Genomic DNA, 25,774 nt, shown 5'->3' on the forward strand with positions numbered 1-25,774 from the left:
GGTTCTGACAGATCAATCAACAACGCTGGTTCTCTCTCATTGTCGCATAAATGTTCGAGTTGGACTGGACATTTGTTCGATTGGCATGTTGAATAGAACAGACGTTCTACCTATTACCGGTGGAATCGTACGGAAGAAAGAGGTAATGCGATGTCTGCACAGAACCAAGAACTGCGCCTGACCACTCGTGGACGCCAGGCGGTGCGCCTGCTGAGGACGCTGCTCGTCGCTGCCGTCATCATCGGCGGAGCCGTCCTCCTCGCCACCCAGTCATTCTCCGCGGCGGCCGTGGCCGAACCCGGATCCGAGGGCGTCGGCATCGAAGCCGATGCGGTCGTCGTCGGCGAAGGCGAGTCCCTGTGGACCGTGGCCGCGAACCTCGGCCTCGACCGCGACACCCGGGATGTCGTCTCTGACATCGTCGACATCAACCACCTGTCGACCCCGACGGTCCACCCCGGCCAGACTCTCGACGTCCCCGTCGAGTGAGCCCGGGCGGGACCGTCCGGCAGGGGCACTGCGGACGGTCCCGCCCATGAACGGCTAGGGTGCCCGCGAGCGGTCCGGCTGAGGAATCGAACGCCGGCCCCAGAGCGGCCCCGCCTCGGCCCCTCCCGAGGGTGAGCGGTAAGCTGAGCGCGTGGGAAACATCGAATCTCTGCCCGTGCGTTCGGACCTCGTCGGCCTCAAGCCCTATGGTGCTCCGCACCTCGACGTGCCGGTGCAGCTCAACGTCAATGAGAACGCCTATCCGCTCCCGGACGAGGTCGTTGAGAGCATGCGCGCAGCTGTCGACGCGCACTTCGCCGGACTCAATCGCTATCCGGACCGCGAGTTCGACGAACTCCGCCGCCACCTCGTCACCTACCTCGACGGCGTCAACGCCCGGGCCGGCAGCTCGGTCGACCTCGACCCGTCGATGATCTGGGCCGGCAACGGCTCCAACGAGGTTCTCTCCCATATCGTCCAAGCCTTCGGAGGACCGGGGCGGACGGTCCTCGGCTTCACCCCGAGCTACTCGATGCACCCGCTTATCACCACCGGCACGGGTGCATCTTGGCAGAGCTTCGAACGCAAGGATGACTTCACTCTCGACGCCGAGACGGTCGCGGCCGAGGTGGCACGCGTCGACCCGGACATCGTCTTCCTCTGCACCCCGAACAACCCGACCGGCACCTCGATCGGCCTCGACGTCATCGAGGCCGCCTACGAGAACTGCTCGGGCATCGTCATCGTCGATGAGGCCTATGCGGAGTTCTCTCGCCCGGCGAAGCCCTCGGCGATGACCCTGCTGGAAGGTCGGCCCCGCCTCGTCGTCTCACGCACCATGAGCAAGGCCTTCGCCTGCGCGGGTCTGCGCCTGGGCTATGCGATCGCCGCGCCCGAACTCATCGACGTCCTCCGGCTCGTCCGGCTGCCCTACCACCTCTCCGAGATCACCCAGGTCCTCGCGTGCACAGCACTCGAGCACGCCGAGGTGCTGCTGGCCAACGTGGACCGACTCATCGACTCCCGTGATCGGATGTCGGCACGCCTCGCCGAGGTCGGCTTCGCCGTGCACGCGAGCGATTCGAACTTCGTGCTCTTCGGCAACATCACCTCACCGCAGGAGCTGTGGCAGAAGCTGCTCGACCGCGGCGTCCTCATCCGCGACATCGGCATCGCCGGGCACGCCCGCGTCAATGCCGGCACCGAGGCGGAGACGGACGCGTTCCTCACCGCGATCGACGAGATCCTCGCCGAGTCACCCGGCATCCTCGCCGCTGAGCCCTCGGAGCCCTCGGAGCTCTCGGAGTCCTCGGACTCAGCGGAGCCCGCGGTCGCCGCTGAGAGACAATAGATCCACGCTCCACCGCCAACCCCGATCACAGCCGCCCCGACGAAAGGCATTTCATGAGGCAGGCCCAGCGCACCCGCACCACCTCGGAATCCTCCGTGTCCGTGTCCGTCGACCTCGACGGCACCGGCACCTCGGAGATCTCGACGAGTGTGCCCTTCTTCGACCACATGCTCACCGCGCTGTCGAAGCACTCGCTTATCGATCTGACGATCAACTCCGAGGGCGATACACACATCGATGTCCACCACACTGTCGAGGACACCTCGATCGTGCTCGGACAGACCCTGGCCGAGGCGCTCGGTGACAAGACCGGAATCCGCCGCTACGGTCTGGCAGCGGTCCCGTTGGACGAATCCCTGGCCCGGTGCGTCGTCGACGTCTCCGGTCGTCCCTACTTCGTCCACGAGGGCGAACCCGAGGGCCAGCAGTACCACCTCATCGGCGGTCACTTCACCGGTTCGATGACCTCGCATTCGCTCGAATCGATCGCCTTCCACGCCGGACTCACCGTCCACCTCGACCTGCTGCGCGGCCGCGACCCGCACCACATCGTCGAGGCCCAGTTCAAGGCCTTCGCCCGCGCCCTGCGCGAGGCCGTCGAACCCGATGAGCGCAACACCTCCGTCCCCAGCACCAAGGGAGTCCTGTGAGCACGACCGTCGTTGTCACCCCGTTCGGGAAGGCCCAGCAGCTCGCCGCGGCCTGCGTGCTCTCGAACATCCAGGGCACGATCGTGCCCATCGGCGACTTCACCGGCATCGTCCTGGCCGACACCGATGTGCAGGCCGGCAACGAGGCGGCCGCCGCGATCTCGAAGCTCGCCGGCAAACACGAGGTCCTCCTTCTCGTCCGCAGCGAAGAGCAGATCGACGCCGGACACTACCGCCACGGCACCCGCGAATCCGATGTGCCCGTCGGGCTGGCCCTGAAGAACCTGCCCGACGTGCTCGAGCAGCTGCTCCTCGAGATCGTGCCCGCCGAGGAGGTCGAGGGCAACATCCCCACCTCCTCGATGACGAAGCTGCAGGCCAGTGCCGCCACGATGACCCCGGGACGGGCCGCGGTGGCCCGCACCGCGCTGATCTGGATCGTCGTCGCCGTTCTCGCCGGTCTCATCACCGCCTTCGGTGTCACCGTCGGCCTCGGCGGGAACACCATGGCCTGGGTCGTCGCGGTCTTCGGCGCGATCGTCCTCGTGCTTTCCCTGTGGCGGATCAGCCGGGTGCTGACCAAGGGAGTGAAGTCATGACGACGGTCGCGGTCCTCGACTACGGGGCAGGAAACGTCCGCTCCGCGGTGCGTGCGGCCGAAGCCGCCGGGGCCGAGGTCACGCTCACCGCCGACCACGACATCATCGACCGCGCCGACGGACTCCTCGTCCCCGGCGTCGGAGCGTTCTCCGCGGTGATGGCCGGGCTGGCGAACGTCGACGCCCTCGACCTCATCCGCGCCCGCCATGCGGCCGGTCGCCCCCTCCTGGGCATCTGCGTGGGCCTGCAGGTGTTCTTCGCCCGCGGCGTCGAACACGGTGTGCAGACCGAGGGCATCGGGCTGTGGCCCGGAGCTGTAACCGGTCTCGAAGCGCCCGTCGTCCCGCACATGGGCTGGTCTCAGGTCAGCCCGCCGCAGGGATCGCGGATGTTCTCCGGCATCGAATCCGAACGCTTCTACTTCGTCCACTCCTATGCCGCCACGCAAGCCCCGACCGGTGCGCTGGTCACCACCGCCACCCACGGCCACGACTTCATCGCCGCCGTCGAGGACGGCACCACGTGGGCCGCCCAGTTCCACCCCGAGAAATCCGCCGAGGCGGGTGCCCTGCTGCTGCGCAACTGGCTCAACTCCTTCACTGACAACCCCGTCACCCCCTGAGAAAGGTCACAATGACTGACACTTCGAACAAGCTCGTTCTCCTCCCCGCGGTCGACGTCGCCGACGGCAAGGCCGTCCGCCTCGTGCAGGGCGAAGCCGGCACCGAAACCGACTACGGTTCGCCGATCGACGCTGCCCAGGATTTCGAGAACCGGGGAGCGGAGTGGATCCACCTCGTCGATCTCGATGCCGCCTTCGGACGCGGTTCGAACTCCGACCTGCTCAATCAGGTCGTCAAGGCAGTCGGGATCAAGGTCGAACTCTCCGGCGGAATCCGGGACACCGAGAGCCTTGAGCGGGCCTTGGACACCGGTGCCGAGCGCGTCAACATCGGCACCGCGGCACTGGAGAACCCGGAGTGGACGGCAGAGATGATCTCCCGCTTCGGCGATCAGGTCGCCATCGGCCTCGACGTCCGCGGCACCACTCTGGCCGCCCGCGGCTGGACCAAAGACGGCGGAGATCTCTACGAAGTCCTCGCCACTCTCGAAGCCGCCGGCTGTGCCCGCTACGTCGTCACCGACGTCCGCAAGGACGGCACACTGCAGGGGCCCAATGTCGAGCTGCTGAAGTCCCTGGCCGAGAAGACCGAACAGCCGATCGTCGCCTCGGGTGGAGTCTCGAGCCTCGATGACCTGCGCAGCCTCCGCGAGCTCGTGCCCTTCGGCGTGGACTCCGCGATCGTGGGCAAGGCCCTCTACGCCGGCAAGTTCACCCTGGAAGAAGCGCTCGACGTCGCAGGGCGGTGATGCGGTGACCTCCGATCCTCACGGTCAGGCGAACTCCGCCGAGGACCATCCCGGCCAGCACTCCGACTCGGCCGGGCAGACCTGGTCCGGGCGGGACCTCAAGCCCAACCCGTTCTCCGGTGACACGGGGGAGGCCGATCCCGGTCTCCTCGCAGCCCTCGAGGCGGTGCGCGCCGAACCCCTGGATCCTGCCGCCCACCGAGCCGTGCTCGCCGCCCTGTCCGGGGCCCGCCTCTACGCGCCGATCGTCCCGATGGCCCTCGACCACGAGGTCAACGAGAAGGGACTGATGGTCGATAACTCCTCGGAGATGGCGATGGTCCGCCTGCAAGCCGAAGACGGTCGCGAATGCACTCCGGGCTTCAGCGCGATCCCACCGCTGACGGCCTGGCACGCCGAGGCCAGGCCGGTGCCGATCGAAGCCGAACGCCTCGTCCTTGGTGCCATCGAAGCCGACTCCCAACTCGTCGTCCTCGACCCCGGGGCCGACTCCTCGTTCCTGCTCCGGCGGCCCGCGATGTTCGCCTTCGTCAAGGGCGAGGACTGGACCCCGTCCTGGGCCGACGCCGAGGTGGGGCGACGTCTCGCTACCATCGCCGAGTCGTTCGGCTGGCTGGCACGGCTGGGCATCAGTCCCGGCAGCCACACGGTCAACCTCGGGGGACCGGAGTTGGGGATCCGCCTCGGCGTCGAATCCGAGGTGCCGCAGACCGAGGTGCAGCGGTTCCAAGAGGCCGTGGCCGGCGATGAGGAACTCGTCGCGAAGATCGACTCTCTGGCCATCCGTCTGACCACAGTCTGAAATCCTGCCCGGTCGGTGCTGATATCCCGGACCCGGGACAATAGGCTCGACCCATGAGCGAAATCCGAGACCTCTCCCGACCGCAGACCCCGGACGAGTCCTACCTCGCGCACATGGAGCACGAGACGCAGGATCGGGCAGAGGCGGCACCGGCCTGGGAACCGGCCTTCACCGGTGCCCCCGTCGCCTCCACGACCGCGATCGCCGAGAGCATCGATGAGCTCTCGACCGACCTGACCGGACTGCTCCGGAGAATCCACGGCCTGGCGGAGACAGCCTTCGAGGAACACGAATCGGCCGCGGCCATCGCTGAGCTCCTCCGCTCCCACGGCATCGAGGTCGAGACCGGAGTGTTCGGCCTCGACACCGCGTTCAGAGCCACCACCGGCTCCGGCGCCACCGTTGGCTCGGGAGCCACCACGGGTTCCGCCACCGCCACCGCCTCCGGATCCGGCACGGGCCGGACGATCGCGATCCTCGCCGAATACGACGCCCTGCCGGAGATCGGCCACGGCTGTGGCCACAACCTCATCGCCACCTGCGCCGTCGGAGCCTTCCTCGCGATCGCGGCGCTCTGCGAGCAGAATCCGGACGCGGTCCCCGGCAGGGTCGTCCTCCTCGGCACCCCCGCCGAAGAGGGCCACTCCGGCAAAGAACTCATGGCCCGCGCCGGAGCCTTCGAGGACATCGACGCCGCGATCATGGTCCACGGCTACGGATACGACTGCGCCGAACAGGTGTGGTTGGGCAGACGCCTCCTCGACGTCACCTTCTCCGGAGTGCCGGCGCACGCCTCGGCGCAGCCCTTCATGGGCAGGAACGCCCTCGACGCGGCGAATCTCTTCTACCAGGGACTCGGACTGCTGCGTCAGCAGATGCCGCCGATCTCTCGCCTCCACTCCGTCATCTCCTCCGGCGGCACCCGGCCCTCGATCATCACCGAAGACGCCCAGGTCAAGTGCTATGTGCGATCGAAATACCCCGATACGCTCAAGGAGCTCTCCGCACGAGTCGAAGACGTCGCCAAGGGCGCTGCGCTGATGACCGGGACCGGCGTCGACATCAGCTGGGACGAACACGCCCCCTCCCTGCCGGTGCGCGGCAACGACGCCCTGGCCAGACGGTGGGCCCTCCACGAGACCGACCGCGGCCGCAGTCCGCTGCCCGCCCGCGTCCTCGACGAATCGATCGCGGCCTCCACAGACTTCGGCAATGTCTCCTACCGGATCCCTGGCATCCACCCGCTGCTCAAGACTGCGGATTCGGAGATCGCCCTGCACACCCGGGAGTTCGCGGCCGCCGCGATCTCCCCGGCCGCCGAGGAAGCCGCCCGCGACGGTGCCTACGGTCTGGCCTGCACCGCACTGGACTTCCTGGCCGATGACGCCCTGGCCGCCGACGTGGTCGCCGAGTTCGAAGCGGCAGGGGGTGCCATCGACGTCCCCCACTTCTTCGACTGAGACCACCCGCCTCGGGGCCGGCCGTCCGAACCTGACCGGCCCGACCACCACCGACCACCGACCGCTGACCCCATTAAACGCTGACCCCATTGACCGCTCACATAACGATCACGAGGTACCACCATGTCAACGACGACCCAGGGCAAGGTCGGCTTCGGCCAGCGCATGCTCGACGGCATCGAACGGGTAGGCAACAAACTGCCCGAACCCTTCACTCTCTTCCTCGGCCTCTTCCTCATCACCGGAGCGGTGTCGACGGCCATGGCACTCGCCGGTGTCTCCGTGTCCATTCCCGGCGGCGACGAGACCGTCGCGATCAAAGGCCTCTTCACAGGTGAAGGACTGTCGTGGCTGACGACGACGATGGGCGATAACTACATCGGCTTCCCGCCGCTGGCCACTGTCCTGCCGATCCTGCTCGCAGTGGGCGTGGCCGAGAAGTCGGGGATGCTCGCGGCCGCCGTGCGCGTGGCCTTCGGGTCGAGCCCCCGCTGGCTGCTGCCTTATGCTGTGGGCTTCGTCGGCGTGGTCGGGTCGATCATGGCCGACTCCGCGTTCATCATCATTCCGCCGCTGGCCGCCCTCGTGTTCAAGGCGGCCGGCCGCCACCCGATGGCCGGGCTCATCGGCGGTTTCGCGGCCACCGGTGCCGGCTATTCGACCTCGATCGTGCCGACCAGCCTCGACGCCCTGTTCGCTGGCATCACCACCTCGGTGATGGACACCCTGCCTGGCACCGAATATTCGGCGGTCAATCCGGTGTCGAACTACTACTTCAACATCGCCGCCTCGATCGTCTTGGCGATCATCGCCGGGTTCATCATCGACAAGCTCATCGAACCGAACATGATCCGCAAGGGTGTCCCGCGCGAATACGCCGCGACGGGCAAGAAGGGCCTGGCCAAGGAATTTCAGGCCAAGGACAGCCCCTACAGTGACACCGAGGTTGCAGCGCAGCACGAGGAGGACGCCCCGGAGGTCAAAGCGGAGCTCGAACCTGAGGAGAAGAAGGGGCTGATCTGGGCGCTCGTGTCCGCGCTGATCCTCACCGCGGTCCTGCTCGTGGCGTTCCTCGTCCCGAACTCGCCGTGGCGGAACGAGGACGGCGGATTCCTACCCGAGTCGCCGCTGCTGTCCTCGATCGTGTTCATCGTCTTCGCGTACTTCATGCTCATGGGCGTCGTCTACGGTTTCGTGGTGCGCAGTGTGCGCTCGATGAACGATGTGGTGCGGATGATGAGTGACTCGATCGTCGACATGATGTCCTTCCTCATCCTCGCCTTCATCCTCGGCCAGTTCATCGCCCTGTTCAATTGGACGGGCATCGGTTCGTGGATCGCCGTGGCCGGCGCCGACGGGCTCGAGAGCATCGGTCTGACCGGGTTTGCCGCGGTCATCGGGTTCATGCTCCTGGCCAGCGTGCTCAACTTGTTCATCGTCTCCGGCTCGTCGATGTGGACGCTCATGGCCGCAGTGTTCGTCCCGCTCTTCGCCCTCCTCGGCTACGAACCGGCGTTCATCCAGGCCGGGTTCCGCGTCGGCGACTCGGCGACCCAGGTCATCACCCCGCTCAATCCGTACATGATCGTCCTCCTCGGACTCGTCCGCCGTTACGAACCCAACGCCGGTCTGGGCACGGTGATCTCCCGAATGTTCCCGTTCGTCATCCCGTTCTGGCTGGCCTGGGCGGCGCTGCTGGCGATCTGGTTCTTCCTCGATCTGCCCTTGGGGCCGGGCAACGGAATCTTCCTCGACTGACCCCCGCCGAGGCGGTCCACCGGGTCGTACGCGACCGGACGGTTCGTACGCGGCCCCACAAGGCCGTACGCGACCCGACCGGCCGCACGCGACCCCACGGCTGTCGCCCCGGGTTCACAGCATCTGTCGAGCGCCCTGCTGCCACGGCGTGGTGCCGAGCTCCTCGGCGATCTCACCGGGTTCGACGATGTTGGGTCGGTACCAGAGCTCGCGGAGGGCGGCGATTTCGTACATCGACCGGTCGAACAGTCCCGAGGCGCGGGTGACCCAGTGGGGGAGTGCGAGGATCTTACGGGGCTTCGTGCCGACCTCCGAGGCCGTGAAGGCGGCGATCTCGTCGAGCGTCGGATTCGACGTCGGCGCGATGACCAGTCGGTGCGTCCCCGCCGCGTCGTTCTGTAAGAGTTCGCCGGTGCGGATCATCGCTGCGGCGAGATCGGCGATGACCGTGATGCCATGAGGGACTTTCGTCCGTGCCGGGGCGAAGGGGAGCTGATGGTTCTTCACCCGTTCGGTGATGCACAGGCGCACCACCGATGAGTTCGGTTCGGCTGTGGTGCCGATGAGGTCTCCGGCGATGACGCTGGCGGCCCTGGCCGGGTGTGACCGGCGGGCTTCGATGAGGCGCTGCCGGATCCGTCCCTTGTCCTCGCTCGGGGCGAAGGGAGAGGACTCGGTCAGCGGGCCTTCGAGTCCGACGAAGCCGTAGACGGATTCGGGGAAGACGACTGGGATGCCGAGTTCTGCGGCGGTGTCGAGGACCGCGGCGTCGAGTGCGGGCAGGATCCGCTCCCAGACCCTGCTGTCATAGGCCGCGTGGGCGCAGGCGAAGATGACGTCGGAGCCTTCGGCGGCGCGGCGCAGCTGATTGCGATCGGTGGCGTCGGCACGCACATGGAGGGGAGTAGGAGGCCCTTCTACGGTCCCCGTCTCCACTGGCCAAGCGTCCACCAGCGCAGCCTTTGCTGAGCGGGTCGCGATTCTTGTCTCGATCCCCGCCTCGCTCAGTTGGGCGGCGATCTCTGCGCCGATCTGTCCGTGTCCGATGATGAGTGCTGTGGTCATGATCCGTGTCCTCTGCTGTGTCGATGCGAGTGCGGTGGGTGAAATGCCAGTGATGATCGATCAGAACGAGAGCGGTGCTCTCTGAAATTCAGCGTAGAGCAGTCGACGACACAAAACAAGAGCAGTGCTCACTATTGTTATCTTTGCTCTCGGATCATAGGGTGGGGGGCATGGAGAATACGACGCCCCGCCAGCGCGCCCGGCTGGAGACCGAAGCTCAGATCACCCGCATCGGCAACCGGATGGTCGACGAGGACGGGGTCGACGGACTGTCGCTGCGGGCGGTCGCCCGGGAGCTCGGAGTCGTCTCCAGCGCCGTCTACCGCTACGTCAAGAGTCGGGATGAGCTGCTGACGATCCTCATCCGCGATGCTTTCACCCAGATCGCCGAAGAGGTAGATGCGGCCCTGGCCGAGGACCGGAGCGTGCCGAGCCTGGCGCTGAGCATGCTCGACTGGTCCAGGCGCTACCCGAACCGTTGGGCGCTCATCTACGGGACGCCGGTGCCCGACTATGAGGCGCCGAGGCAGGAGACCGTCGTGCCGGGAACCAGGGTCATGGTGGCGCTGACGCAGCTGATCGCGGAGGCTTCGACGCCCCCAATGGCAACCTCTGCGCCGAGCTCAGCCGAGCCGTCGCGGACCGCACAGGCCCTCGGGCCGCTGCGGGAAGGCCTCGAGGAGCTCGGAATCGACGCCGATGATGCCGTGATCATGCGAACCCTGACGGTATGGGTGGCCATCATCGGGGCGGTCAACGGCCTGCGCTTCGGGCAGTTCGGCCCCGGCTTCGACGATGTCGAGGCCGATCTCGTCCGGGCGCTCATCGCCGACCTCGGCGCGTAAGGACTCCGCACTCTCGCCCGTTCCGCGGCACCGCCTCGGCGAGGGTATGCGAAAACGGCCCCCGACCGATGGTCGAGGGCCGCAGTCAACAGCGGGTGGATCAGCGGACGGGGCCGGTGAACTTCTCTCCGGGACCCTGTCCGGGTTCATCGGGGATGTCCGAGGCTTCGCGGAAGGCCAGCTGCAGGCTGCGCAGGCCATCGCGCAGCGGGCGGGCGTGGTGGTCGCCGATGACCGTGGCGGCACCGGTGACCAGGCCGGCCAGAGCGGTGATGAGCTTGCGGGCCTCGTCGAGGTCCTGGAGCTCGGCGGCGGGCTGTTCGGGGGAGTCCTCGGCCAGGCCGCACTTGACGGCGGCGGCGGACATGAGATGGACGGCGGCTGAGGTGATGACCTCGACGGCGGGCACCTCGGCGATGTCGCGGGTGACCTCGGCAACCGCCTCGGCGGGAACGGATTCTTCAGAACTCATGGCATAAGCTTGGCACAGAATCCGCGCGCGAATCGCACGTTCGGCCCCGATGTGCGAAGTGTCATGATGCGTAGTACACTGGACTCTGGTGCGAAGCGGAGTCTGACTCCCACCTTGATCGCGAAGAGCGATCGGGTCCGATGATCTGCAGGTCCAGCGAGTGCGAACTCGGTGCGATTTCAGGTCGAGGTGTATTCACTGAAGCTCCAACGGTTCCCAATTCCGTTGCTGTGGTGTGTGCAGGCTCCCTTGGCATGCGTGTCAATGGGAGCCTTTTTCATTGCCACGACCCATTTGAGCTAAAAAGGAGTGAACACATCAGCGAGACGCGCATCAATGACCGGATTCGGGTTCCCGAGGTCCGGTTGGTCGGACCCAATGGTGAACAGGTCGGTATCGTTGCCATTCGCAAGGCACTCGATCTCGCCCGTGAGGCAGATCTCGACCTCGTCGAGGTTGCACCGCAGGCGAAGCCTCCCGTGGCCAAACTCATGGACTACGGAAAATTCAAGTACGAATCTGCTCAGAAGGCCAGGGAAGCCCGGAAGAACCAGGCGAACACGGCACTGAAGGAGATTCGCTTCCGTCTCAAGATCGACGAACACGATTATGAGACGAAGAAGGGGCATGTGACTCGCTTCCTCGACGGTGGAGACAAGGTCAAGGTCATGATCATGTTCCGCGGCCGTGAGCAGTCCCGCCCCGAGATGGGCATCAAGCTGCTCAACCGCTTGGCCGAAGATGTGTCGGACCTCGGCACTGTCGAATCCTCACCACGGGTCGATGGACGCAACATGGTGATGGTCATCGCCCCTCTCAAATCAAAATCCGACGCCAAGGCGGAGGCGCGCAAGGCATCTTCGGGTTCCAAGGGCCAAAACGCCGAGGTGAAGTCCCGACGCGATCGGGTCGCTGCAGAGAAGAACGCAGCAGACCAGGACGCGTGAGAAGTAAGTGACGTCACGGACCTGCGTGGTCCGAGTCGTGTGAAGTAGTTGCCGGCGGTGCGCCGCGGGTGACGAATTGCAAAGGAGAACGGCACGATGCCGAAGCAGAAGACGAACAGCAGTGCCAAGAAGCGCATGCGCGTGACTGGCAGTGGCAAGATCATGCGCGAAGGCGTGAACAACCAGCACAAGTTCGAGGGCAAGAACTCGGCTCGTAAGCGTCGCGTATCCACTGATCAGGAAATCACCGGCGGAGATCGCAAGGTGGCCCGCAAGCTTCTGGGCAAGCTCAAGGGAAGGTGATCCCCGCTCCGTACTGCCTCACTGCGGCGGAACGGACCAGGATCATCCACCTCAGCTTGAACCAGACACCGGCACTGCCGGCTGAACGATATTTTCAAAGGAGTAACACGTGGCACGTGTGAAGAGGGCCGTCAACGCCCACAAGAAGCGCCGGGTCATCCTCGACCGGGCAAGCGGCTACCGGGGACAGCGTTCGCGTCTGTACCGCAAGGCCAAAGAGCAGGTCATCCACTCGCTGGTCTACAGCTACCGTGACCGTCGCGCCCGCAAGGGTGACTTCCGTCGCCTCTGGATCCAGCGCATCAACGCCGGCGCCCGCGCCAACGGCATGACCTACAACCGTTTCATCCAGGGCCTCAAGGCCGCCGGAGTCGAGGTTGACCGTCGCATGCTCGCCGAGCTCGCCGTCAACGATTCGGCCACCTTCGCCCACCTGGTCAAGGTTGCCAAGGACGCTCTGCCGTCCGACGTCAACGCAGCGAAGACCGACGCCGCCTGAGCAGCGTCACCACAGACTGCCGATCACTGACGTGATCTTCAACGGCCCCGAACTTCCAGTTCGGGGCCGTTGAGTCTGTCCGGACCACCTCGAGAACACGGGAACCACGAACCTCATGAAGCTTCCAGACGTCATCTCCTCGCCCCAATCCAAGCGGATCAAGAATGCCGCGAAGCTGCTCAAGCGCCGTGATCGCAAGCTCACCGGTCAGTTCCTCGTCGAGGGGCCGCAGGCCGTGCGTGAGGCTCTGGCGTCGTCGGGGTCGGTCGTCGAACTCTTCATCACCGAGGAGTCCGCCGAGGTGCATCCTGAGTTCGTCTCGGCGGTGAAGGATGCGCGGATCCAGTGGAACATCGTCACCGCCGAGGTGCTCACCGAGTTGGCGACGACAGTGAATTCCCAGGGTGTGGTGGCCGTGTGCAAGGCCCTCGACGTGGAGTGGACCTCTGTGGTCGACAAGGAAGCCCAGCTCATCGTCGTGCTTTCTCAGGTTCGTGATCCGGGCAATGCCGGCACGATCATCCGCCTGGCCGATGCCGCCGGTGCCGATGCGGTGGTGCTGACCTCATCGTCGGTGGATGTCTACAACGACAAGACCGTGCGTTCGACGGCGGGGTCCCTGTTCCATGTTCCAGTGGTCACGGGTGTCGGCCTCGCCGAGGTGGCCGAGCTTGCCCGTGCCCGTGGCCTGCAGGTGCTCGCCGCCGATGCGAACGATGACGCTCACGATCTCCACCATCCGTGGGATACCGGGCTGGATCTGTCTGCCCGAACCGCGTGGGTGTTCGGCAATGAGGCGTGGGGGATGAGTGCCGGCGATCTGGCACTGTGCGATTCGTCTGTGGCCGTGCCGATCTACGGGTCAGCAGAGAGCCTCAACCTCGGGACCGCCGCCGGCGTGTGCATCTATGAGAGCGCGCGGAATCAGCGGATGTGAGGGTGCGGGGTCGGGATGAGTCGCCTCGATCAGCACTTATTTCGTTTTCATCGTCACTGGTGACGACTTTTTCCGACGGAGCATTGCCTGAGCCGGCTCAAGCCGTTTTTGGTTCATTGCGATCGCTCCATTGGATGTGCCCGGGGCTGCCGATGGTTCGGACTATGATGACAAATGTGTCATCACCTCAAGGAACATATTTCGAAGCAGACGGATCCAAGGCAGATTTCAGTGAAGCTCTGCATTCATGGGTCACTATCGCCTACGAGCTGCTGATTCAGACAGCCCAGAAGTACAACCGGACACTCACATACAAGGAAATTACCGAGGCAGTTCAGGCGCGCTCCGGCATACGTACGAAGATGCTCATCAGCAACTGGAGCGGGAAGTTGCTCGAGCAGGTGGCAAAGAGAGCGGCCGAGGCCGGCGAACCTCCTCTGACTTCTCTCTGTGTGCACCAGGATGGCACGATCGGTGATGGCTACGCGCAGGCACCGAAAGCAGTGAACAGCGATCCTGCCGCTGATGTTGAGGATCTGGCCGCCCAGCATCGTCTGCTCTGCTATCAGAAATTCGCGACCGACCTTCCTAGTGACGGTGGGGTGCCGACGTTGACGCCCGAGGTGGCTGCAGTGCGGAACCGACGGACGAAGAACTTCGACAGACAGAACGCAGTATGTCCGACTCACTTCATGGAGTTGTCGGCCACCGGGGTATGCGCAGAATGCGATTAGCGATATGTGTTCGCACTGATTGAGTTGCGTGATTTTTGAGATTTTTCGCGGTGATGCAGGGGCGGAAGAACTCCTCAGCGCCATTGAAGTTGAGCGGCGCCGACGGTTCCATGTCGACCTGACTTCCGTTATTGTGAGAACAAGTAACCTTTTCGTGACGAAGTGAGCCGCAGGACGGAGTGAGGCAATGACTGCCGCGAAAACCCAGCCGCTGACGCTCTCGGGACTGCGGGCACAATGCCTCGACGAAATGCTGAAATCTGCGGTGGTGTGCATTGTCGTCGCCGCACTATTCTGGGCCGCTGGTTTCGGGACCGAGGCGTCACCTTCCGTCCCGCATCTCCTCGTCACTGTGACGTTGCCGATCTACGTGTTCGGAGACTACGTTCGCTACCGGTTGGCAATGAGAAAGATCGATTTCGCGCGCCAGCCGCCGACTCGGCAACCGGTGTGAGGGCGTGTTGAGAGGCTAGTCGGTCTCAGCGGCCTGAGCCGTGCGTTCATTGGCCACGAGTTCCCAGATGTAACCGTCTTGGTCGGCGAAATAGCCCATGTACGATCCGTCGACGTCCTGAGCCGGTTCCGCCGAACCACCGGCGGCAACCGCACGATCGATAACGTCGTCGATTTCAGCCCGGGTGGCGAACGCACAGGAGATGACGCTGGCACCGGGAACAGGGTCCTTCGAACCTTCTTGTCCTGATAGCGCGAGGTACTCGCCGTACTCGTCTGCCGCGATGAAGAAGATCGACAGATTCGGCAGCTCGAAGGCGACGATGCCTTCCTCGACTCCGTCTGTCTGAAGGCCGAGGCCGTCGCGGTAGAACTCGGCCGTGCGGTCAGGGTCGGCAACTGGCAATGACATGATCGTCGTCAGAGGCTTCATGCGTGCAGTCTAGTTGGGCAAACCCGTCTAGGGGAGGGTCCTCCAGATTCGTCGTCATCATCGAATCCATCGACTGGCTGTGGGGCGTGAGACGCCGCACTTGTGAACGTTGAGCGGACGTGGAAACTCCGCATGTCAGATCGAACCGATACTCTGCGATCATGACGACTGAAGCTCCCCGCCCACCGAAGATCGACAATGGAACACTGACTCCCGGCTACCTCGGCGATATCGGTCCGGAGGAGTTCATCGAAGGCATGGAATTCACCGACCTCGACTTCACCGAGGTCGATTCCTCCTTGGCCACGTTCCTCGACTCGTCCCTGAGCAGAGTGAACTTCGGTGAGGCCGAAGCACCGGTCAACCTCACCGGTACACGGTTCTCCGGCTCCACGATCGCTGACTCACGGGCCGACACGTGGACGATGCCGCGAGGCAACCTCCTGCACACTGAGATCAGCGGCACGCGGATCGGCGCCGGAGTCGTCCACGACAGTGTGTGGGAGAAGGTGGTCATCAACAACTGCCGCATCTCCTACCTCAATCTCCGCGGAGCCAAGTTGACCGACGTCGAATTCCGGGACTGCGTCATCGACGAGATCGACCTCGATCGGGCCAAGGTGAGCCGGGTGTCCTTCCCCGGCAGCACCGTCGGCGTCTTCCAATGCGAAGGGGCCACGCTCGGCAACGTCGATATCCGTGGACTTCAGCCACACAAGATCTCCGGCGTGCATTCGCTGCGCGGAGCCACCATCGACGAAACGCAGCTGATGCTCTTTGCCGAACTCTTCGCCCGTGAGCTCGGCATCAGTGTGGAGTGAGCAGACGAAAGTACCTGGCCACGAGGGACAATAAGAGGAACGCCATGCGCGACCGCTTATCCCTGCTCGCTCGGCGAGTTCCTTGACGGTGCGCTCCATCACGTACTCCTCATCACGTCTCGGTCGTCAGTCGCGCCCGGACGGGGCAAGACCAAGGCGAGGTAGAGCCTGCAGCAGGATCTCCGCCGCGGGGGTACATACGTTCTGCGCCGCGGTCGTGCCTTCGGCTTCGACGTACGCGGCAACCACTCTCGCTCCGGCGGCGTACCCCGCGCCGGTGGGCAGGCCTACCGGCGAACCACCGAAAAGTTTGGCTGTGGCATCGCCGAGAACCCACGCCGCGAAGTCCTGCATCCCGGTGATATCAAGCCCGGTCGCGACCTTCGCAAGAACCTGGTCATCAGAGCGGGTCGCATCCGTCACGAAGTGGGTGTATCCAGTGTCGCCGTAGAGTTCTGCTGCGAATGTGTCTGCGAGCCCCTCGGAGATGATGTGTTCTCCAACCGTGACTGTGTTGGGATTCCAGACGATACCGCCGGGCGAATAGCGGACATTGTGATGGAGCTCATGGACGGCGATGGCTTCGAGCCGGTCGAGGACGCGCTGGGTGGGCCACACCGTGATTGCTATGTAGCCGCTGATTCCGCCGAACCCCGACAAGCCCTGTACCTCATTGAGGAAATGATCGTTGGTTGGATCGCCGAGCAAGAGCAGCACCGTGAGATCCGGCACGATCAGGCTCGGGTCGGCGTCCTTCAAAGCGGCGACTCCCGCCTCAAGCGCCCCAGCGACTCGTCTCCACGCATCAGTGTCCACCAGCATCTTCAAACCCTCGTGTAGCTGGTCCGAAGTGTTCTCCCAGTCGAAACCGAAGTTTTGACGGTGGACGGACGCCATATCCAGCCCGTCAGGAATGAAGTGGTACATGCCGGCCATGGGCGCCCACATCTCTCTGATGAGATCCCCCCGCAGATCGGGGGCCGCGTCTAAAACCCGCGCCATCGCAGTGGCGCTGTCAATCAATGAAATGGTCATGACACTTGACTGTAAACGTTGACGCCGGGGCAAGGTCAACCATCGCTTCAATCAATGTCCACGGTCAGTACAGCTAGTTGACTCGTTATCTATGAGGTTTCCGAAGCTTGAGTGGAATGGCCACGCTGACCACTGCATCGACGACGACAACGCTCTCGATGCAGTTCTCGCTGCACTCATCGCTTATGAAGCCTTCTGCGGTCGCTGTGTACCGCCGCCGGACGATCTGAGCTCAGTTGTCCGGCACGAAGGATGGATTTGGATCCCGCAGACGTGACCCGGCGAGAGGAACGACGACAGTTCACCGCCGCCCCAACTCGTCAATGAGCACCCGCTTGTTCTCCGTGTAATCGACCGGCGCGACAACGACCTGCACGCCACCCTCGGTGAACGCGGACTCCAGCGTCGGCCGCAGATCCTCGATGTCCTCGACCCGCCGCCCGGTCGCCCCATATGCCTGGGCGTAGGTGACGAAGTCCGGGTTGGTGAAGGTCATCCCGAAGTCGGCCATCCCATCGGATTCCTGCTTCCACCGGATCATGCCGTAGGCGTTGTCTTCGAGGATGAGCACAACAAGGTCGAGGCCCAGTCGCACGGCCGTCTCGAGCTCCTGGCTGTTCATCATGAACCCGCCATCGCCGACGACGGCCATGACTCGGCGCTCCGAATGCGTGAGCTTGGCCGCGATCGCCGAGGGCAGCCCGGCACCCATCGTCGCCAGGGCATTGTCGAGCAGCAGCGTGTTCGCCCGAGTCGTCCGGTAGTTCCTGGCGAACCAGATCTTGTACATGCCGTTGTCCAGGGCGACGATCCCATCGACGGGCATCACGCCACGCACATCATGGACGATCCGCTGCGGGGTAAACCGGTGCTCGGTCGCCCGCTCCGCGATCTTCGCCAGGATCCCCTCACGCATCGGCAGCAGCGCCTGAGCGTTGGGCACCTGACCTTCCAACATATCGGCAAGCCTGCTCAGCGTCGGGCCCAGATCGCCGACCGCCTCGGCCTGCGGGAAATAGACCTGCTCGACCAAGGGCGCCCTGTACCCGAGGTGGACGACGGTCGGTCCACGCTCGTTCATCGTGAACGGCGGCTTCTCCGTCGTATCGTGGCCGATGGTGACGATGACATCGGCCTTCTCGATCGCATCGTGAACGTAATCGCGGTCGGTCAACGCCGCGGTGCCCATGTAGAGCTCGACCGACCCGGACACCGTGCCCTTGCCCATCTGGGTGGTGAAGTAGGGGATGCCGACGCGCGGAACGAAGTCCGCGAGCGACTGGCTGCAGTCCGAGCGGGCCGCGTCCGCGCCGACCATGAGCAGCGGGCGTTCGGCACGACGGATCACCTCGGCGGCGTGATCGAGGGCGGAGTCCGCGGCAACCGCACGATTCGTCGTATGCGGGGAGATGAGATCGAAGTTCTCCACCGGCACCGAGGCGATGTCCTCCGGAAGTTCGAGGTGCACCGGCCCCGGACGTTCGTCCTGCGCGGTGCGGAACGCCTCCCTGACCAGGGTCGGAATCATCCGCGCCGAGGAGATCTGATGCGTGGACTTCGTCAGCGGACCCATCGTGGCGACCGTGTTGACGATCTGGAACCGGGCCTGCTCGGCGGTGCGAATGCCCTTCTGCCCGGTGATCATGACCATCGGCATCCCGCCGAGGTGGGCGTACGCGGCCCCGGTCGCCAGGTTGAGTGCCCCCGGCCCGAGGGTCGTCAGGCACACCCCGGGTGTGCCGGTCAGTCGGCCATAAGTCGCGGCCATGAATGCGGCAGCCTGCTCGTGGCGGGTGAGGATGAGTTCGATGGAGGACTGGCGCAGCGAATCGATGAAGTCGAGATTCTCTTCACCGGGAATCCCGAAGATGCGTTCGACCCCCTCGTTCTCGAGAGCCCGGACCATGACATCGGAAGCCTTGAGAGTCGTCATGCTTCGACACTACTACTCCCACGTACTCTGCCCTATGAGCCAGGGCACACCAGCGCGATGACCGCAGATTGACCCGGTGGCAGTGACAGATTCCGGGACACTTCAAGTGCCCGGATCGCTTACCGGACCCACGGCAGAACGACGATGCGGAGACGATAGACTGACACCAAGAAGACGATCAGTCCGAACGACACGCACAAAGGACATTGATGACAGACCAGCTCGACCCTCTGGACGAGTCGGCCGTGAAGGCGGCCGTTGACGCTGCCCTGAGCGCCTTCGCGGACGCCACCACCCTCGACGATCTCAAGCAGGCGAAGATCGACCACACCGGTGACAAGTCGCCGCTGGCGCTGGCCAACCGAGCCATCGGCGGACTCGACAAGGCCGACAAGGCCGCCGCCGGCAAGATCGTCGGCAAGTCCAGGGGACAGGTCAAGAAGGCCCACGACGACCGCCTCGGCGAGTTGGAAGCCGAACGCGACGCCGCGGTCCTCATCGAAGAGTCCATCGATGTCACCCTGCCCACCGGTCGTCGCCAGCTCGGTGCCCGCCACCCGCTGTCCCTCATCCAGGAACAGGCCGCGGACTACTTCGTCGGCCTCGGCTGGGAGGTCGCCGAAGGACCCGAGATCGAATCCGAGTGGCTGAACTTCGATGCGCTCAACTTCGGACCCGACCATCCGGCCCGCCAGATGCAGGACACGTTCTTCGTCGACCCCGCCGATGCCGGCCTCGTCCTGCGCACCCACACCTCACCGGTGCAGTCGCGCTCCCTGCTTGAGCGCGGCGTGCCGCTCTACGTCGTGTGCCCGGGCAAGACCTTCCGCACCGATGAGCTCGACGCCACCCACACCCCGGTCTTCCACCAGATCGAAGGCATCGCCATCGACAAGGGCCTGACCATGGCCAACCTGCAGGGCACCCTCGACGGCTTCGCCCGCGAAATGTTCGGGCCTGAGTCGAAGACCCGCCTGCGCCCGAGCTTCTTCCCGTTCACCGAACCGAGCGCGGAGATGGACTTCTGGTTCCCCAACAAGGTCGGCGGCCCCGGCTGGATCGAATGGGGCGGCTGCGGAATGGTCCACCCCAACGTGCTGCGCGCCGCCGGCATCGACCCCGATGTCTACCAGGGCTTCGCCTTCGGCATGGGCATCGAGCGCACCCTGATGCTGCGCGAGGGAATCAACGATATGCACGACATGGTCGAAGGCGATGTGCGCTTCTCGGCCCGTTTCGGAATGAAGGCTTGATATGCGCGTCCCACTGAACTGGCTGGCCGACTATGTCGATCTCCCAGCCGAGACCGACCCCCATGCCCTCGCCGCCGAATTCGCGTCCATCGGACTCGAGGAAGAGGACTTCTTCGGACCCGAGATCACCGAGCCCCTCGTCGTCGGTCGTGTGCTCGAACTCGTCAAGGAAGAGCACTCCAACGGCAAGACCGTCAACTGGTGCCGCGTCGACGTCGGACCCGAACACAACGAGGATCTCGACGACCCGAAGGACCCGCAGCCCGGACCCGAGGTGCCGAGCCGCGGCATCATCTGCGGTGCCCACAACTTCGTGCCCGGCGACCTCATCGTCGCCTGCCTGCCCGGAGCCGTCCTGCCCGATGACTTCGCCATCGCTGCGCGGAAGACCTACGGTCACAAGTCCGACGGCATGATCTGCTCGGCCAAGGAGCTCGGCCTCGGCGAGGATCACTCCGGCATCATCGTGCTGTCGGATCTTGGTCTGACCGGTGAGCCCGGCGATGACGCGATCGCGCTGCTCGGCCTCGACCAGGTCACCCTCGACGTCAACGTCACCCCCGACCGCGGCTACCAGCTGTCGATGCGCGGTATCGGACGCGAATATGCGCAGATGAGGGGGCAGACCTTCACCGATATCGGATCCGCCGAGGTGGCTCCCACCAATGCGGCCACCGACGATGGATTCCCGGTCACGGTTGAGAACAACAACCCCATCAACGAGGTCGCTGGCTGCGACCAGTTCACTGCACTTCAGGTGACGGGGCTTGATCCTCAGGCGAAGACTCCGTTCTGGATGCAGCGTCGCCTGCAGCAGGCGGGAATGCGCCCGATCAGTCTGACCGTGGACGTCACGAACTACGTCATGCTCGAACTCGGTCAGCCGCTGCACGCCTACGACACCGCGCTGCTCGGTGACGAAATCGTCGTCCGTCGTGCGAGTGCGGGGGAGAAGTTCACGACCCTCGACGACGTCGAGCGCACGCTCGACTCCGAGGATCTGCTCATCTCCGACCGGGGACCCGGTGCCAATGGCAAGGGCGGGAAGATTATCGGCCTGGCCGGAGTCATGGGCGGCGCCGATGTCGAGGTCAACGATCAGACGACCGACGTCGTCATCGAGGCCGCTCACTTCGACCCGATCTCGATTGCCCGCACCTCCCGTCGGCACAAGCTGTCCTCGGAGGCCTCGCGTCGTTTCGAACGCGGAGTCGACCCGAAACTGGCCCCTGTGGCAGCTCGTCGCTGCGCGGATCTGCTCGTCGAACTCGGCGGCGGCACGCTCAGCCCTGCGACTACGCAGGTCGGTCAGGCCCCCGAGCCGACTGTGCTCGACCTCAAGGTCGCCCGTGTTGCTTCCTTGGTCGGTGTCGATTACACCGTCGCCGAGGTGACCTCACTTCTTGAGGGCATCGGCGCAACAGTGTCGACTAAGGACGAGGAGACCGTGTCGGTGACCGTGCCCAGCTGGCGCACGGACATCACCGATGACGTCGACCTCATCGAGGAAGTCGCCCGCACTGGCGGCTACGACCGCATCCCCTCCGTTCAGCCCGCCGCTCGGGCCGGCAACGGACTGACCGTCGCGCAGAAGACGCGTCGCCGGATCTCGAACCTGTTGGCCGCCGACGGGTTCACCGAAGTGCTGTCCTACCCGTTCACGAACGACAAGCGAGACGAGCAGCTGCGGCTCGAGGCCGATGACGTGCGCCGCAAGCATGTACGTCTGGCGAACCCGATGTCCGAAGACCTGCCGCTCATGCGCACCAACCTGCTCTCGACGCTCGTCGACCTCGTGGTTCGCAACCAGGGCCGCGGGGCGAAGGACGTCGCACTCTTCGAGGCGGGATTGGTGTCCACCTCAGCGGGTCTGCCTGAAGGTCCCGGACCGCGTCACCTGCCCGGCTACCACCCGAGCGATGACGAGCTCTCGACAATCTACGCGTCGGTGCCGCACCAGCCGTACCACTACGCGGGCATCATCTCCGGAAATGCGGAGATGCCCGGTGTCTGGGGCAAGGGCCGCAAGGCCGAGGCCACCGACGTCATCGACACCGTCCGCCGGATCGCTGAAACGAATGGCCTTGAGGTCACCGTCGAAGCCGATCAGATCGCTCCCTGGCATCCGGGCCGTGCGGCGAAGTTCATCCTCGCCGACGGGCAGATTCTCGGTCATGCCGGTGAGCTGCACCCAAAGGTGTGCGAGAACCTCGGTCTGCCGGCCCGGACGGTCGGATTCGAGATCGATCTTGACGCGCTGCTGGCTCAGGATGACCTGCGCGCCTGGGATGGTGCGCTGTCGACCTATCCGGTGTCGCGTCAGGACGTTGCCCTCATCGTCGATGCCGAGCTGCCGACGCAGACTCTGGCCGCGACGCTGCGTGAAGGTGCAGGGGAGGAGCTCGAACTGCTCGAGACCTTCGACCTCTACACCGGCGACCAGTTGCCCGAGGGGAAGAAGTCTCTGGCGTTCCGCCTGACGTTCCGTGCCCCGGATCGCACGCTCAAGGCCGATGAGGCCTCGGCGATGCGTGAGGCGGCGACGAAGCTGGCCGCTGAGCGTCACGGCGCCGAAGTCCGCAGCTGAGAACAGTGCGTAACAGTGCCCGGTCGACCGCTACAGTGGTTCGACCGGGCTCTGTCGTATTCGCGCCGACCATCGCAGCAGCGAGCACGCGAGCAACCGAACGCGCGGGCGTGAGCACCTGTTCCGCGCACCTGGACAACTGACCACCCGCACCCGACCAACACCGAGGAGTCCCGATCATGTCCGAGAAGCTGCCCTACGGAACCAACATGCCCACGACCGACGGAGCCTCTGAAGCGACAGCGGTTCCGTCCGACACGATCGCGCTCATCACCGGCGGTGCCCGCGGAATCGGGCGTCACCTGTCGGAGGCGTTCGCGAAGGCCGGGTATGACGTGATCGTGACGGCCACCTCGGCAGAGAAAGCGGAAGCTGCGGCTGAAGAGATCGCTGAGGCGACCGGGGGAGCGGTGACCGGTGTCGGTCTGCGCACCGATGACATCACGGCGGTGAACCAGCTGCGTGACTCTGTCGCACAGCTCGAGAAATCGACAGGGAAGCGTCTGCAGGTGCTCATCAACAATGCGGGTCGCATTGAGTCGACGGAGGGTCCACTGTGGGACGCCGATCCGGAGAGTCTCAAGGGCGTCGTCGACGCGAACGTCCTCGGAGTTGCTCTCATGATCAACGTGTTCGGGCCCGTTCTGATGGCGGGCGCCGAGGCGACAAGTCGGCCGAGCCGCATCATTGACCTCAATTCGGGGTCAGGAGCGAAGGGAACGCCGGCGTATGCCGTGTACTCGGCGTCGAAAGCGGCGCTGTTCCGCATCGCAGATTCGGTTGTCCACTACGGTCACGACAAGGGACTGAGAATCTTCGAAATGGCACCCGGCGTCGTCGAGACCTCGATGACGAAGTCGATGCCGGTCCATGACTTCCGTCAGGGAGATGACTGGACCTCACCCGCGCAGGTAACGGGCCTTGCGTTGGCCCTGGCCTCGGGAACCCTGGACGCGTTCACCGGGCTGTACGTCCGCGCCGGTGCGGATTCAGAAGAGTCGTTGCTGGCTGAGGCGGCCGGTCTGAAAGAGTCGACACGACGAATGGTCCTTGGTTGAGGCAATCACTACTGCCTCATCGGTTGTAGGTAATGAAGGATTCGAGAATCCTAAGACAGTTGCCCTAGTCGCGCTCAAATATGGATAGTCTTAGGCCAAGATGATGACATGGTTTGCAAACAACTCAAAGGGGAGTCGAGTTCATGATTATTGGAGCGTACGGACTGTTCTGGGAACAAGGGTTAGTCGACTGGGACGCTCGGCCGTGGCGGCTCTTGGGACGGCGAGGTCTGAACTCTGGAAGTCTCCGAATCGTTGATTTTAGACGGGCACGCGGTGTTTACATTCTCTACAACGACGTCAACGTCTATTACGTGGGTCTCGCAGTAGGAGGCAATGGAATTGGTAGCCGAATCCGTGACCATCTCGAAGACAAGCATTCTCAGAAGTGGAACCGGTTTTCCTGGTTTACATTCGATTCTCCCGACGACGAAGGTGCCATCGGCGACGACGGCGTTGAAACAGTTGCTCAAACCTACAACGGAGTGGAAAGTCTCGATACCAAAGATTTGATTCGTGACCTGGAAGCATTACTGCAGCAGGCGATGCAGCCACTTGCCAACAAAGCGATGACCCAGTTCGCCGAAGGTGAAGAGTGGTACCAAGTCGCAAATCGTGATCCAGAAGTCCTGATGTTCGACGACCTAGCGCCACGGCTTAAGCCACGTCCCTGAAGAAGGATTTCACGAAATGACTGAAACAGAGAATGCCTTCACTGTTGTCAGTTCAGACACGTTCGACTTCGCAAAGCAGCAGTGTCTGCAGGTCCTCAACGACGGTGAAACACCTGATCGGATTCGCCGTTATTACGACGTCGACACTAACTACGCAGGGGCGACTTTTGCTAGCCTGAAACCTAACCGTTCTGACGCGATTACAGCAACCGACCTGCTGGCAGTGACTACCTTGTCAGTGGACATTCCAGTTCTTGCGATCCGTCGAGTCCTTGAAAGCAAGGAAACTCAAGATGAACTTCGTGACGCGCTAGAGTCACTCCCTAATTGTTCTCTCGAAGAGACAAACGAACAGGATTTTCCGTCGATGGAAAGATTCTATGATCTTGTCAAATCGTTGTTGGCCAAAGCAGACACAAAGAGTTCAAATCCATGGGTGACCGCAAGCAAAATCGTCGCTCGCAAACGGCCAAATTTGTTTCCTGTGCGCGACCGCGTGGTTTGTGACTTCTTGGGAATCAGTCGGTTGAACGACCGAGCGAAAGACTGGGTCGTCTTCCGCGAGTTGATGAGGGACGAAGATATTCGCACTGTACTTGGCGCAAAAGTGGCTGAGGCCGAGGAGATGAAAGACGAACTGAGTGTCAGTTTTGACTCGGAGCCGTTGCGGCAACTGGACGTAGCACTTTGGATGGCTGCACCGAAGAAGGGACGTCAGTAGAGAAAGACATTCTCCTGAACTCCTGGATGTTCACTGTGTTGGTTGGAAGTATCCAGGCTAAGACCGGAAGGGTGACCACGACGATTAGGATTGAACTGCACATGGGTGTCGCCTATTTCGCCAGGCGCAGCAAACTCAAATGACATCAGAGGCGAGTCCAAGAGGCTCGGGAACCTATAGCTATTGGGATTTAACGAACCTGAATGATTATGGCGACAATGGCTGCGGTGAGTGCAAGGCAGATGCCAAGTGAGAGTAAGCCCTTCCGCCACCAGCGCAAGTTTTTGATCAGGCCGACCAGCGACGTCACGACCAGACCGAGGACGAGCCACCCGAACGTCACCGGCAGCCCGATGAGGAACCCGAGGAACTCAATTCCTTGTCGGTCGGTTTCAAGGCTCTTCGTAAACGAGAGTGTAGGTCGGTGATTCCAGATCACGGCGTGGCGTTGCCCGGATAGACGTCGAGGTCTTCCGATGATGGAAGTTCTCACACAACCCATCCGAAAGACCTCGACGTGGCC

General features: G+C 63.8%; 28 protein-coding genes and 1 pseudogene. 23 read left to right on the top strand and 6 right to left on the bottom strand.

Features of this window, described 5'->3' with window-relative positions; translation table 11 throughout:
• Positions 1–150 precede the first annotated feature (150 nt).
• From CV023_RS09085 to CV023_RS09125, 9 genes are all read left to right on the top strand, one after another.
• Positions 151–489 (top strand): LysM peptidoglycan-binding domain-containing protein, encoded by a 339-nt coding sequence (locus CV023_RS09085; RefSeq protein WP_230745139.1) that lies wholly within the window; start codon positions 151–153, stop codon positions 487–489.
• A 151-nt stretch (positions 490–640) separates the two neighbouring features.
• Positions 641–1,840 carry a histidinol-phosphate transaminase gene (locus CV023_RS09090; protein ID WP_230745140.1) on the top strand — a complete coding sequence of 400 codons (1,200 nt, stop codon included), beginning with the start codon at positions 641–643 and terminating at the stop codon, positions 1,838–1,840.
• Between the two features lie 53 nt (positions 1,841–1,893).
• Entirely contained in the window at positions 1,894–2,490 is a 597-nt protein-coding gene (gene hisB, locus CV023_RS09095) for an imidazoleglycerol-phosphate dehydratase HisB (RefSeq protein WP_230745141.1), read from the top strand.
• On the top strand, positions 2,487–3,089 hold the full coding sequence (locus CV023_RS09100) for a hypothetical protein (RefSeq protein ID WP_230745142.1): 603 nt from the start codon (positions 2,487–2,489) through the stop codon (positions 3,087–3,089). The genes hisB and CV023_RS09100 overlap by 4 nt, the downstream gene beginning before the upstream one ends.
• Entirely contained in the window at positions 3,086–3,712 is a 627-nt protein-coding gene (gene hisH / locus CV023_RS09105) for an imidazole glycerol phosphate synthase subunit HisH (RefSeq protein WP_230745143.1), read from the top strand. The genes CV023_RS09100 and hisH overlap by 4 nt, the downstream gene beginning before the upstream one ends.
• Before the next feature lie 11 nt (positions 3,713–3,723).
• On the top strand, positions 3,724–4,461 hold the full coding sequence (priA, locus tag CV023_RS09110) for a bifunctional 1-(5-phosphoribosyl)-5-((5-phosphoribosylamino)methylideneamino)imidazole-4-carboxamide isomerase/phosphoribosylanthranilate isomerase PriA (protein ID WP_230745144.1): 738 nt from the start codon (positions 3,724–3,726) through the stop codon (positions 4,459–4,461).
• Positions 4,462–4,465: 4 nt separating this feature from the next.
• Positions 4,466–5,263, top strand: coding sequence for an SseB family protein (locus CV023_RS09115; RefSeq protein ID WP_230745145.1), 798 nt, complete (start codon positions 4,466–4,468; stop codon positions 5,261–5,263).
• A 53-nt stretch (positions 5,264–5,316) separates the two neighbouring features.
• Positions 5,317–6,723, top strand: coding sequence for an amidohydrolase (locus CV023_RS09120; protein WP_230745146.1), 1,407 nt, complete (start codon positions 5,317–5,319; stop codon positions 6,721–6,723).
• Between the two features lie 123 nt (positions 6,724–6,846).
• Positions 6,847–8,481, top strand: a complete 1,635-nt coding sequence (locus tag CV023_RS09125; RefSeq protein WP_230745147.1) for an AbgT family transporter — start codon at positions 6,847–6,849, stop codon at positions 8,479–8,481.
• A 114-nt stretch (positions 8,482–8,595) separates the two neighbouring features.
• Here CV023_RS09125 and CV023_RS09130 read toward each other — a convergent pair whose 3' ends face one another.
• Complete coding sequence (locus CV023_RS09130) at positions 8,596–9,546, bottom strand: NAD-dependent epimerase/dehydratase family protein (protein ID WP_230745148.1); 951 nt, start codon at positions 9,544–9,546, stop codon at positions 8,596–8,598.
• A gap of 170 nt (positions 9,547–9,716) precedes the next feature.
• Here CV023_RS09130 and CV023_RS09135 point away from each other — a divergent pair, with 170 nt between their 5' ends.
• Positions 9,717–10,391, top strand: coding sequence for a TetR/AcrR family transcriptional regulator (locus CV023_RS09135; protein WP_230745149.1), 675 nt, complete (start codon positions 9,717–9,719; stop codon positions 10,389–10,391).
• A 100-nt stretch (positions 10,392–10,491) separates the two neighbouring features.
• Here CV023_RS09135 and CV023_RS09140 read toward each other — a convergent pair whose 3' ends face one another.
• A complete protein-coding gene (locus CV023_RS09140; protein ID WP_230745150.1) occupies positions 10,492–10,863 on the bottom strand; it encodes a DUF1844 domain-containing protein in 372 nt (123 codons plus the stop codon).
• 254 nt (positions 10,864–11,117) lie between these two features.
• On the opposite strand from CV023_RS09140, the gene infC reads away from it, so the two are divergent.
• The 6 genes from infC to CV023_RS09170 all read left to right on the top strand — a co-directional run bounded on the left by infC (position 11,118) and on the right by CV023_RS09170 (position 14,737).
• On the top strand, positions 11,118–11,810 hold the full coding sequence (gene infC / locus CV023_RS09145; RefSeq protein WP_230745151.1) for a translation initiation factor IF-3: 693 nt from the start codon (positions 11,118–11,120) through the stop codon (positions 11,808–11,810).
• Between the two features lie 96 nt (positions 11,811–11,906).
• The gene (gene rpmI, locus CV023_RS09150; protein WP_230745152.1) at positions 11,907–12,113 is read left to right on the top strand and encodes a 50S ribosomal protein L35; all 207 of its coding nucleotides are present in this window, start codon (positions 11,907–11,909) and stop codon (positions 12,111–12,113) included.
• A gap of 109 nt (positions 12,114–12,222) precedes the next feature.
• Entirely contained in the window at positions 12,223–12,612 is a 390-nt protein-coding gene (rplT, locus tag CV023_RS09155; protein WP_230745153.1) for a 50S ribosomal protein L20, read from the top strand.
• A 115-nt stretch (positions 12,613–12,727) separates the two neighbouring features.
• Complete coding sequence (locus CV023_RS09160; RefSeq protein ID WP_230745154.1) at positions 12,728–13,549, top strand: TrmH family RNA methyltransferase; 822 nt, start codon at positions 12,728–12,730, stop codon at positions 13,547–13,549.
• A 59-nt stretch (positions 13,550–13,608) separates the two neighbouring features.
• On the top strand, positions 13,609–14,283 hold the full coding sequence (locus CV023_RS09165) for a hypothetical protein (RefSeq protein ID WP_230745155.1): 675 nt from the start codon (positions 13,609–13,611) through the stop codon (positions 14,281–14,283).
• A gap of 187 nt (positions 14,284–14,470) precedes the next feature.
• The gene (locus tag CV023_RS09170) at positions 14,471–14,737 is read left to right on the top strand and encodes a hypothetical protein (protein ID WP_230745156.1); all 267 of its coding nucleotides are present in this window, start codon (positions 14,471–14,473) and stop codon (positions 14,735–14,737) included.
• A 15-nt stretch (positions 14,738–14,752) separates the two neighbouring features.
• Here the strand turns inward: CV023_RS09170 and CV023_RS09175 are convergent, their stop codons facing one another.
• Complete coding sequence (locus CV023_RS09175; RefSeq protein ID WP_230745157.1) at positions 14,753–15,169, bottom strand: VOC family protein; 417 nt, start codon at positions 15,167–15,169, stop codon at positions 14,753–14,755.
• 161 nt (positions 15,170–15,330) lie between these two features.
• Here CV023_RS09175 and CV023_RS09180 point away from each other — a divergent pair, with 161 nt between their 5' ends.
• Entirely contained in the window at positions 15,331–15,990 is a 660-nt protein-coding gene (locus CV023_RS09180) for a pentapeptide repeat-containing protein (RefSeq protein WP_230745158.1), read from the top strand.
• Positions 15,991–16,116: 126 nt separating this feature from the next.
• Here the strand turns inward: CV023_RS09180 and CV023_RS09185 are convergent, their stop codons facing one another.
• Positions 16,117–17,025, bottom strand: a complete 909-nt coding sequence (locus CV023_RS09185) for a DUF2268 domain-containing protein (protein ID WP_230745159.1) — start codon at positions 17,023–17,025, stop codon at positions 16,117–16,119.
• 88 nt (positions 17,026–17,113) lie between these two features.
• Between CV023_RS09185 and CV023_RS19125 the strand changes: the two are divergent.
• Positions 17,114–17,302 (top strand): annotated as a pseudogene (locus CV023_RS19125) (DUF429 domain-containing protein); the annotation flags it as partial.
• Positions 17,303–17,326: 24 nt separating this feature from the next.
• Here the strand turns inward: CV023_RS19125 and CV023_RS09190 are convergent.
• Positions 17,327–18,958, bottom strand: a complete 1,632-nt coding sequence (locus tag CV023_RS09190) for an acetolactate synthase large subunit (protein WP_230745160.1) — start codon at positions 18,956–18,958, stop codon at positions 17,327–17,329.
• Between the two features lie 209 nt (positions 18,959–19,167).
• Here CV023_RS09190 and pheS point away from each other — a divergent pair, with 209 nt between their 5' ends.
• The 5 genes from pheS (at position 19,168) to CV023_RS09215 (ending at position 25,251) form a co-directional block, all read left to right on the top strand.
• A complete protein-coding gene (pheS, locus tag CV023_RS09195) occupies positions 19,168–20,211 on the top strand; it encodes a phenylalanine--tRNA ligase subunit alpha (RefSeq protein WP_230745161.1) in 1,044 nt (347 codons plus the stop codon).
• A gap of 1 nt (position 20,212) precedes the next feature.
• Positions 20,213–22,798, top strand: coding sequence for a phenylalanine--tRNA ligase subunit beta (pheT, locus tag CV023_RS09200; protein WP_230745162.1), 2,586 nt, complete (start codon positions 20,213–20,215; stop codon positions 22,796–22,798).
• A 179-nt stretch (positions 22,799–22,977) separates the two neighbouring features.
• Positions 22,978–23,856 (top strand): SDR family NAD(P)-dependent oxidoreductase, encoded by an 879-nt coding sequence (locus tag CV023_RS09205; protein ID WP_230745163.1) that lies wholly within the window; start codon positions 22,978–22,980, stop codon positions 23,854–23,856.
• Positions 23,857–23,999: 143 nt separating this feature from the next.
• A complete protein-coding gene (locus tag CV023_RS09210) occupies positions 24,000–24,530 on the top strand; it encodes a GIY-YIG nuclease family protein (RefSeq protein ID WP_230745164.1) in 531 nt (176 codons plus the stop codon).
• 16 nt (positions 24,531–24,546) lie between these two features.
• Entirely contained in the window at positions 24,547–25,251 is a 705-nt protein-coding gene (locus CV023_RS09215) for a DUF6308 family protein (RefSeq protein ID WP_230745165.1), read from the top strand.
• Positions 25,252–25,441: 190 nt separating this feature from the next.
• On the opposite strand, the gene CV023_RS09220 is transcribed toward CV023_RS09215, so the two are convergent.
• The coding region (locus CV023_RS09220; protein ID WP_230745166.1) for a hypothetical protein at positions 25,442–25,774 on the bottom strand (333 nt) is incomplete at its 5' end.

The sequence above is a fragment of the Brevibacterium sp. CCUG 69071 genome, from assembly GCF_021023135.1.
Lineage (GTDB): Bacteria > Actinomycetota > Actinomycetes > Actinomycetales > Brevibacteriaceae > Brevibacterium.

Bases quoted from the DNA above. Each gene is read 5' to 3' on its own strand.
- CV023_RS09085 (WP_230745139.1), top strand. From the start codon at position 151: ATGTCTGCACAGAACCAAGAACTGCGCCTGACCACTCGTGGACGCCAG.
- hisB (WP_230745141.1), top strand. From the start codon at position 1,894: ATGAGGCAGGCCCAGCGCACCCGCACCACCTCGGAATCCTCCGTGTCC.
- hisH (WP_230745143.1), top strand. From the start codon at position 3,086: ATGACGACGGTCGCGGTCCTCGACTACGGGGCAGGAAACGTCCGCTCC.
- priA (WP_230745144.1), top strand. From the start codon at position 3,724: ATGACTGACACTTCGAACAAGCTCGTTCTCCTCCCCGCGGTCGACGTC.
- CV023_RS09120 (WP_230745146.1), top strand. From the start codon at position 5,317: ATGAGCGAAATCCGAGACCTCTCCCGACCGCAGACCCCGGACGAGTCC.
- CV023_RS09125 (WP_230745147.1), top strand. From the start codon at position 6,847: ATGTCAACGACGACCCAGGGCAAGGTCGGCTTCGGCCAGCGCATGCTC.
- CV023_RS09130 (WP_230745148.1), bottom strand. From the start codon at position 9,546: ATGACCACAGCACTCATCATCGGACACGGACAGATCGGCGCAGAGATC.
- CV023_RS09135 (WP_230745149.1), top strand. From the start codon at position 9,717: ATGGAGAATACGACGCCCCGCCAGCGCGCCCGGCTGGAGACCGAAGCT.
- CV023_RS09140 (WP_230745150.1), bottom strand. From the start codon at position 10,863: ATGAGTTCTGAAGAATCCGTTCCCGCCGAGGCGGTTGCCGAGGTCACC.
- infC (WP_230745151.1), top strand. From the start codon at position 11,118: ATGCGTGTCAATGGGAGCCTTTTTCATTGCCACGACCCATTTGAGCTA.
- rpmI (WP_230745152.1), top strand. From the start codon at position 11,907: ATGCCGAAGCAGAAGACGAACAGCAGTGCCAAGAAGCGCATGCGCGTG.
- CV023_RS09160 (WP_230745154.1), top strand. From the start codon at position 12,728: ATGAAGCTTCCAGACGTCATCTCCTCGCCCCAATCCAAGCGGATCAAG.
- CV023_RS09170 (WP_230745156.1), top strand. From the start codon at position 14,471: ATGACTGCCGCGAAAACCCAGCCGCTGACGCTCTCGGGACTGCGGGCA.
- CV023_RS09175 (WP_230745157.1), bottom strand. From the start codon at position 15,169: ATGAAGCCTCTGACGACGATCATGTCATTGCCAGTTGCCGACCCTGAC.
- CV023_RS09180 (WP_230745158.1), top strand. From the start codon at position 15,331: ATGACGACTGAAGCTCCCCGCCCACCGAAGATCGACAATGGAACACTG.
- CV023_RS09185 (WP_230745159.1), bottom strand. From the start codon at position 17,025: ATGACCATTTCATTGATTGACAGCGCCACTGCGATGGCGCGGGTTTTA.
- CV023_RS09190 (WP_230745160.1), bottom strand. From the start codon at position 18,958: ATGACGACTCTCAAGGCTTCCGATGTCATGGTCCGGGCTCTCGAGAAC.
- pheS (WP_230745161.1), top strand. From the start codon at position 19,168: ATGACAGACCAGCTCGACCCTCTGGACGAGTCGGCCGTGAAGGCGGCC.
- pheT (WP_230745162.1), top strand. From the start codon at position 20,213: ATGCGCGTCCCACTGAACTGGCTGGCCGACTATGTCGATCTCCCAGCC.
- CV023_RS09205 (WP_230745163.1), top strand. From the start codon at position 22,978: ATGTCCGAGAAGCTGCCCTACGGAACCAACATGCCCACGACCGACGGA.
- CV023_RS09210 (WP_230745164.1), top strand. From the start codon at position 24,000: ATGATTATTGGAGCGTACGGACTGTTCTGGGAACAAGGGTTAGTCGAC.
- CV023_RS09215 (WP_230745165.1), top strand. From the start codon at position 24,547: ATGACTGAAACAGAGAATGCCTTCACTGTTGTCAGTTCAGACACGTTC.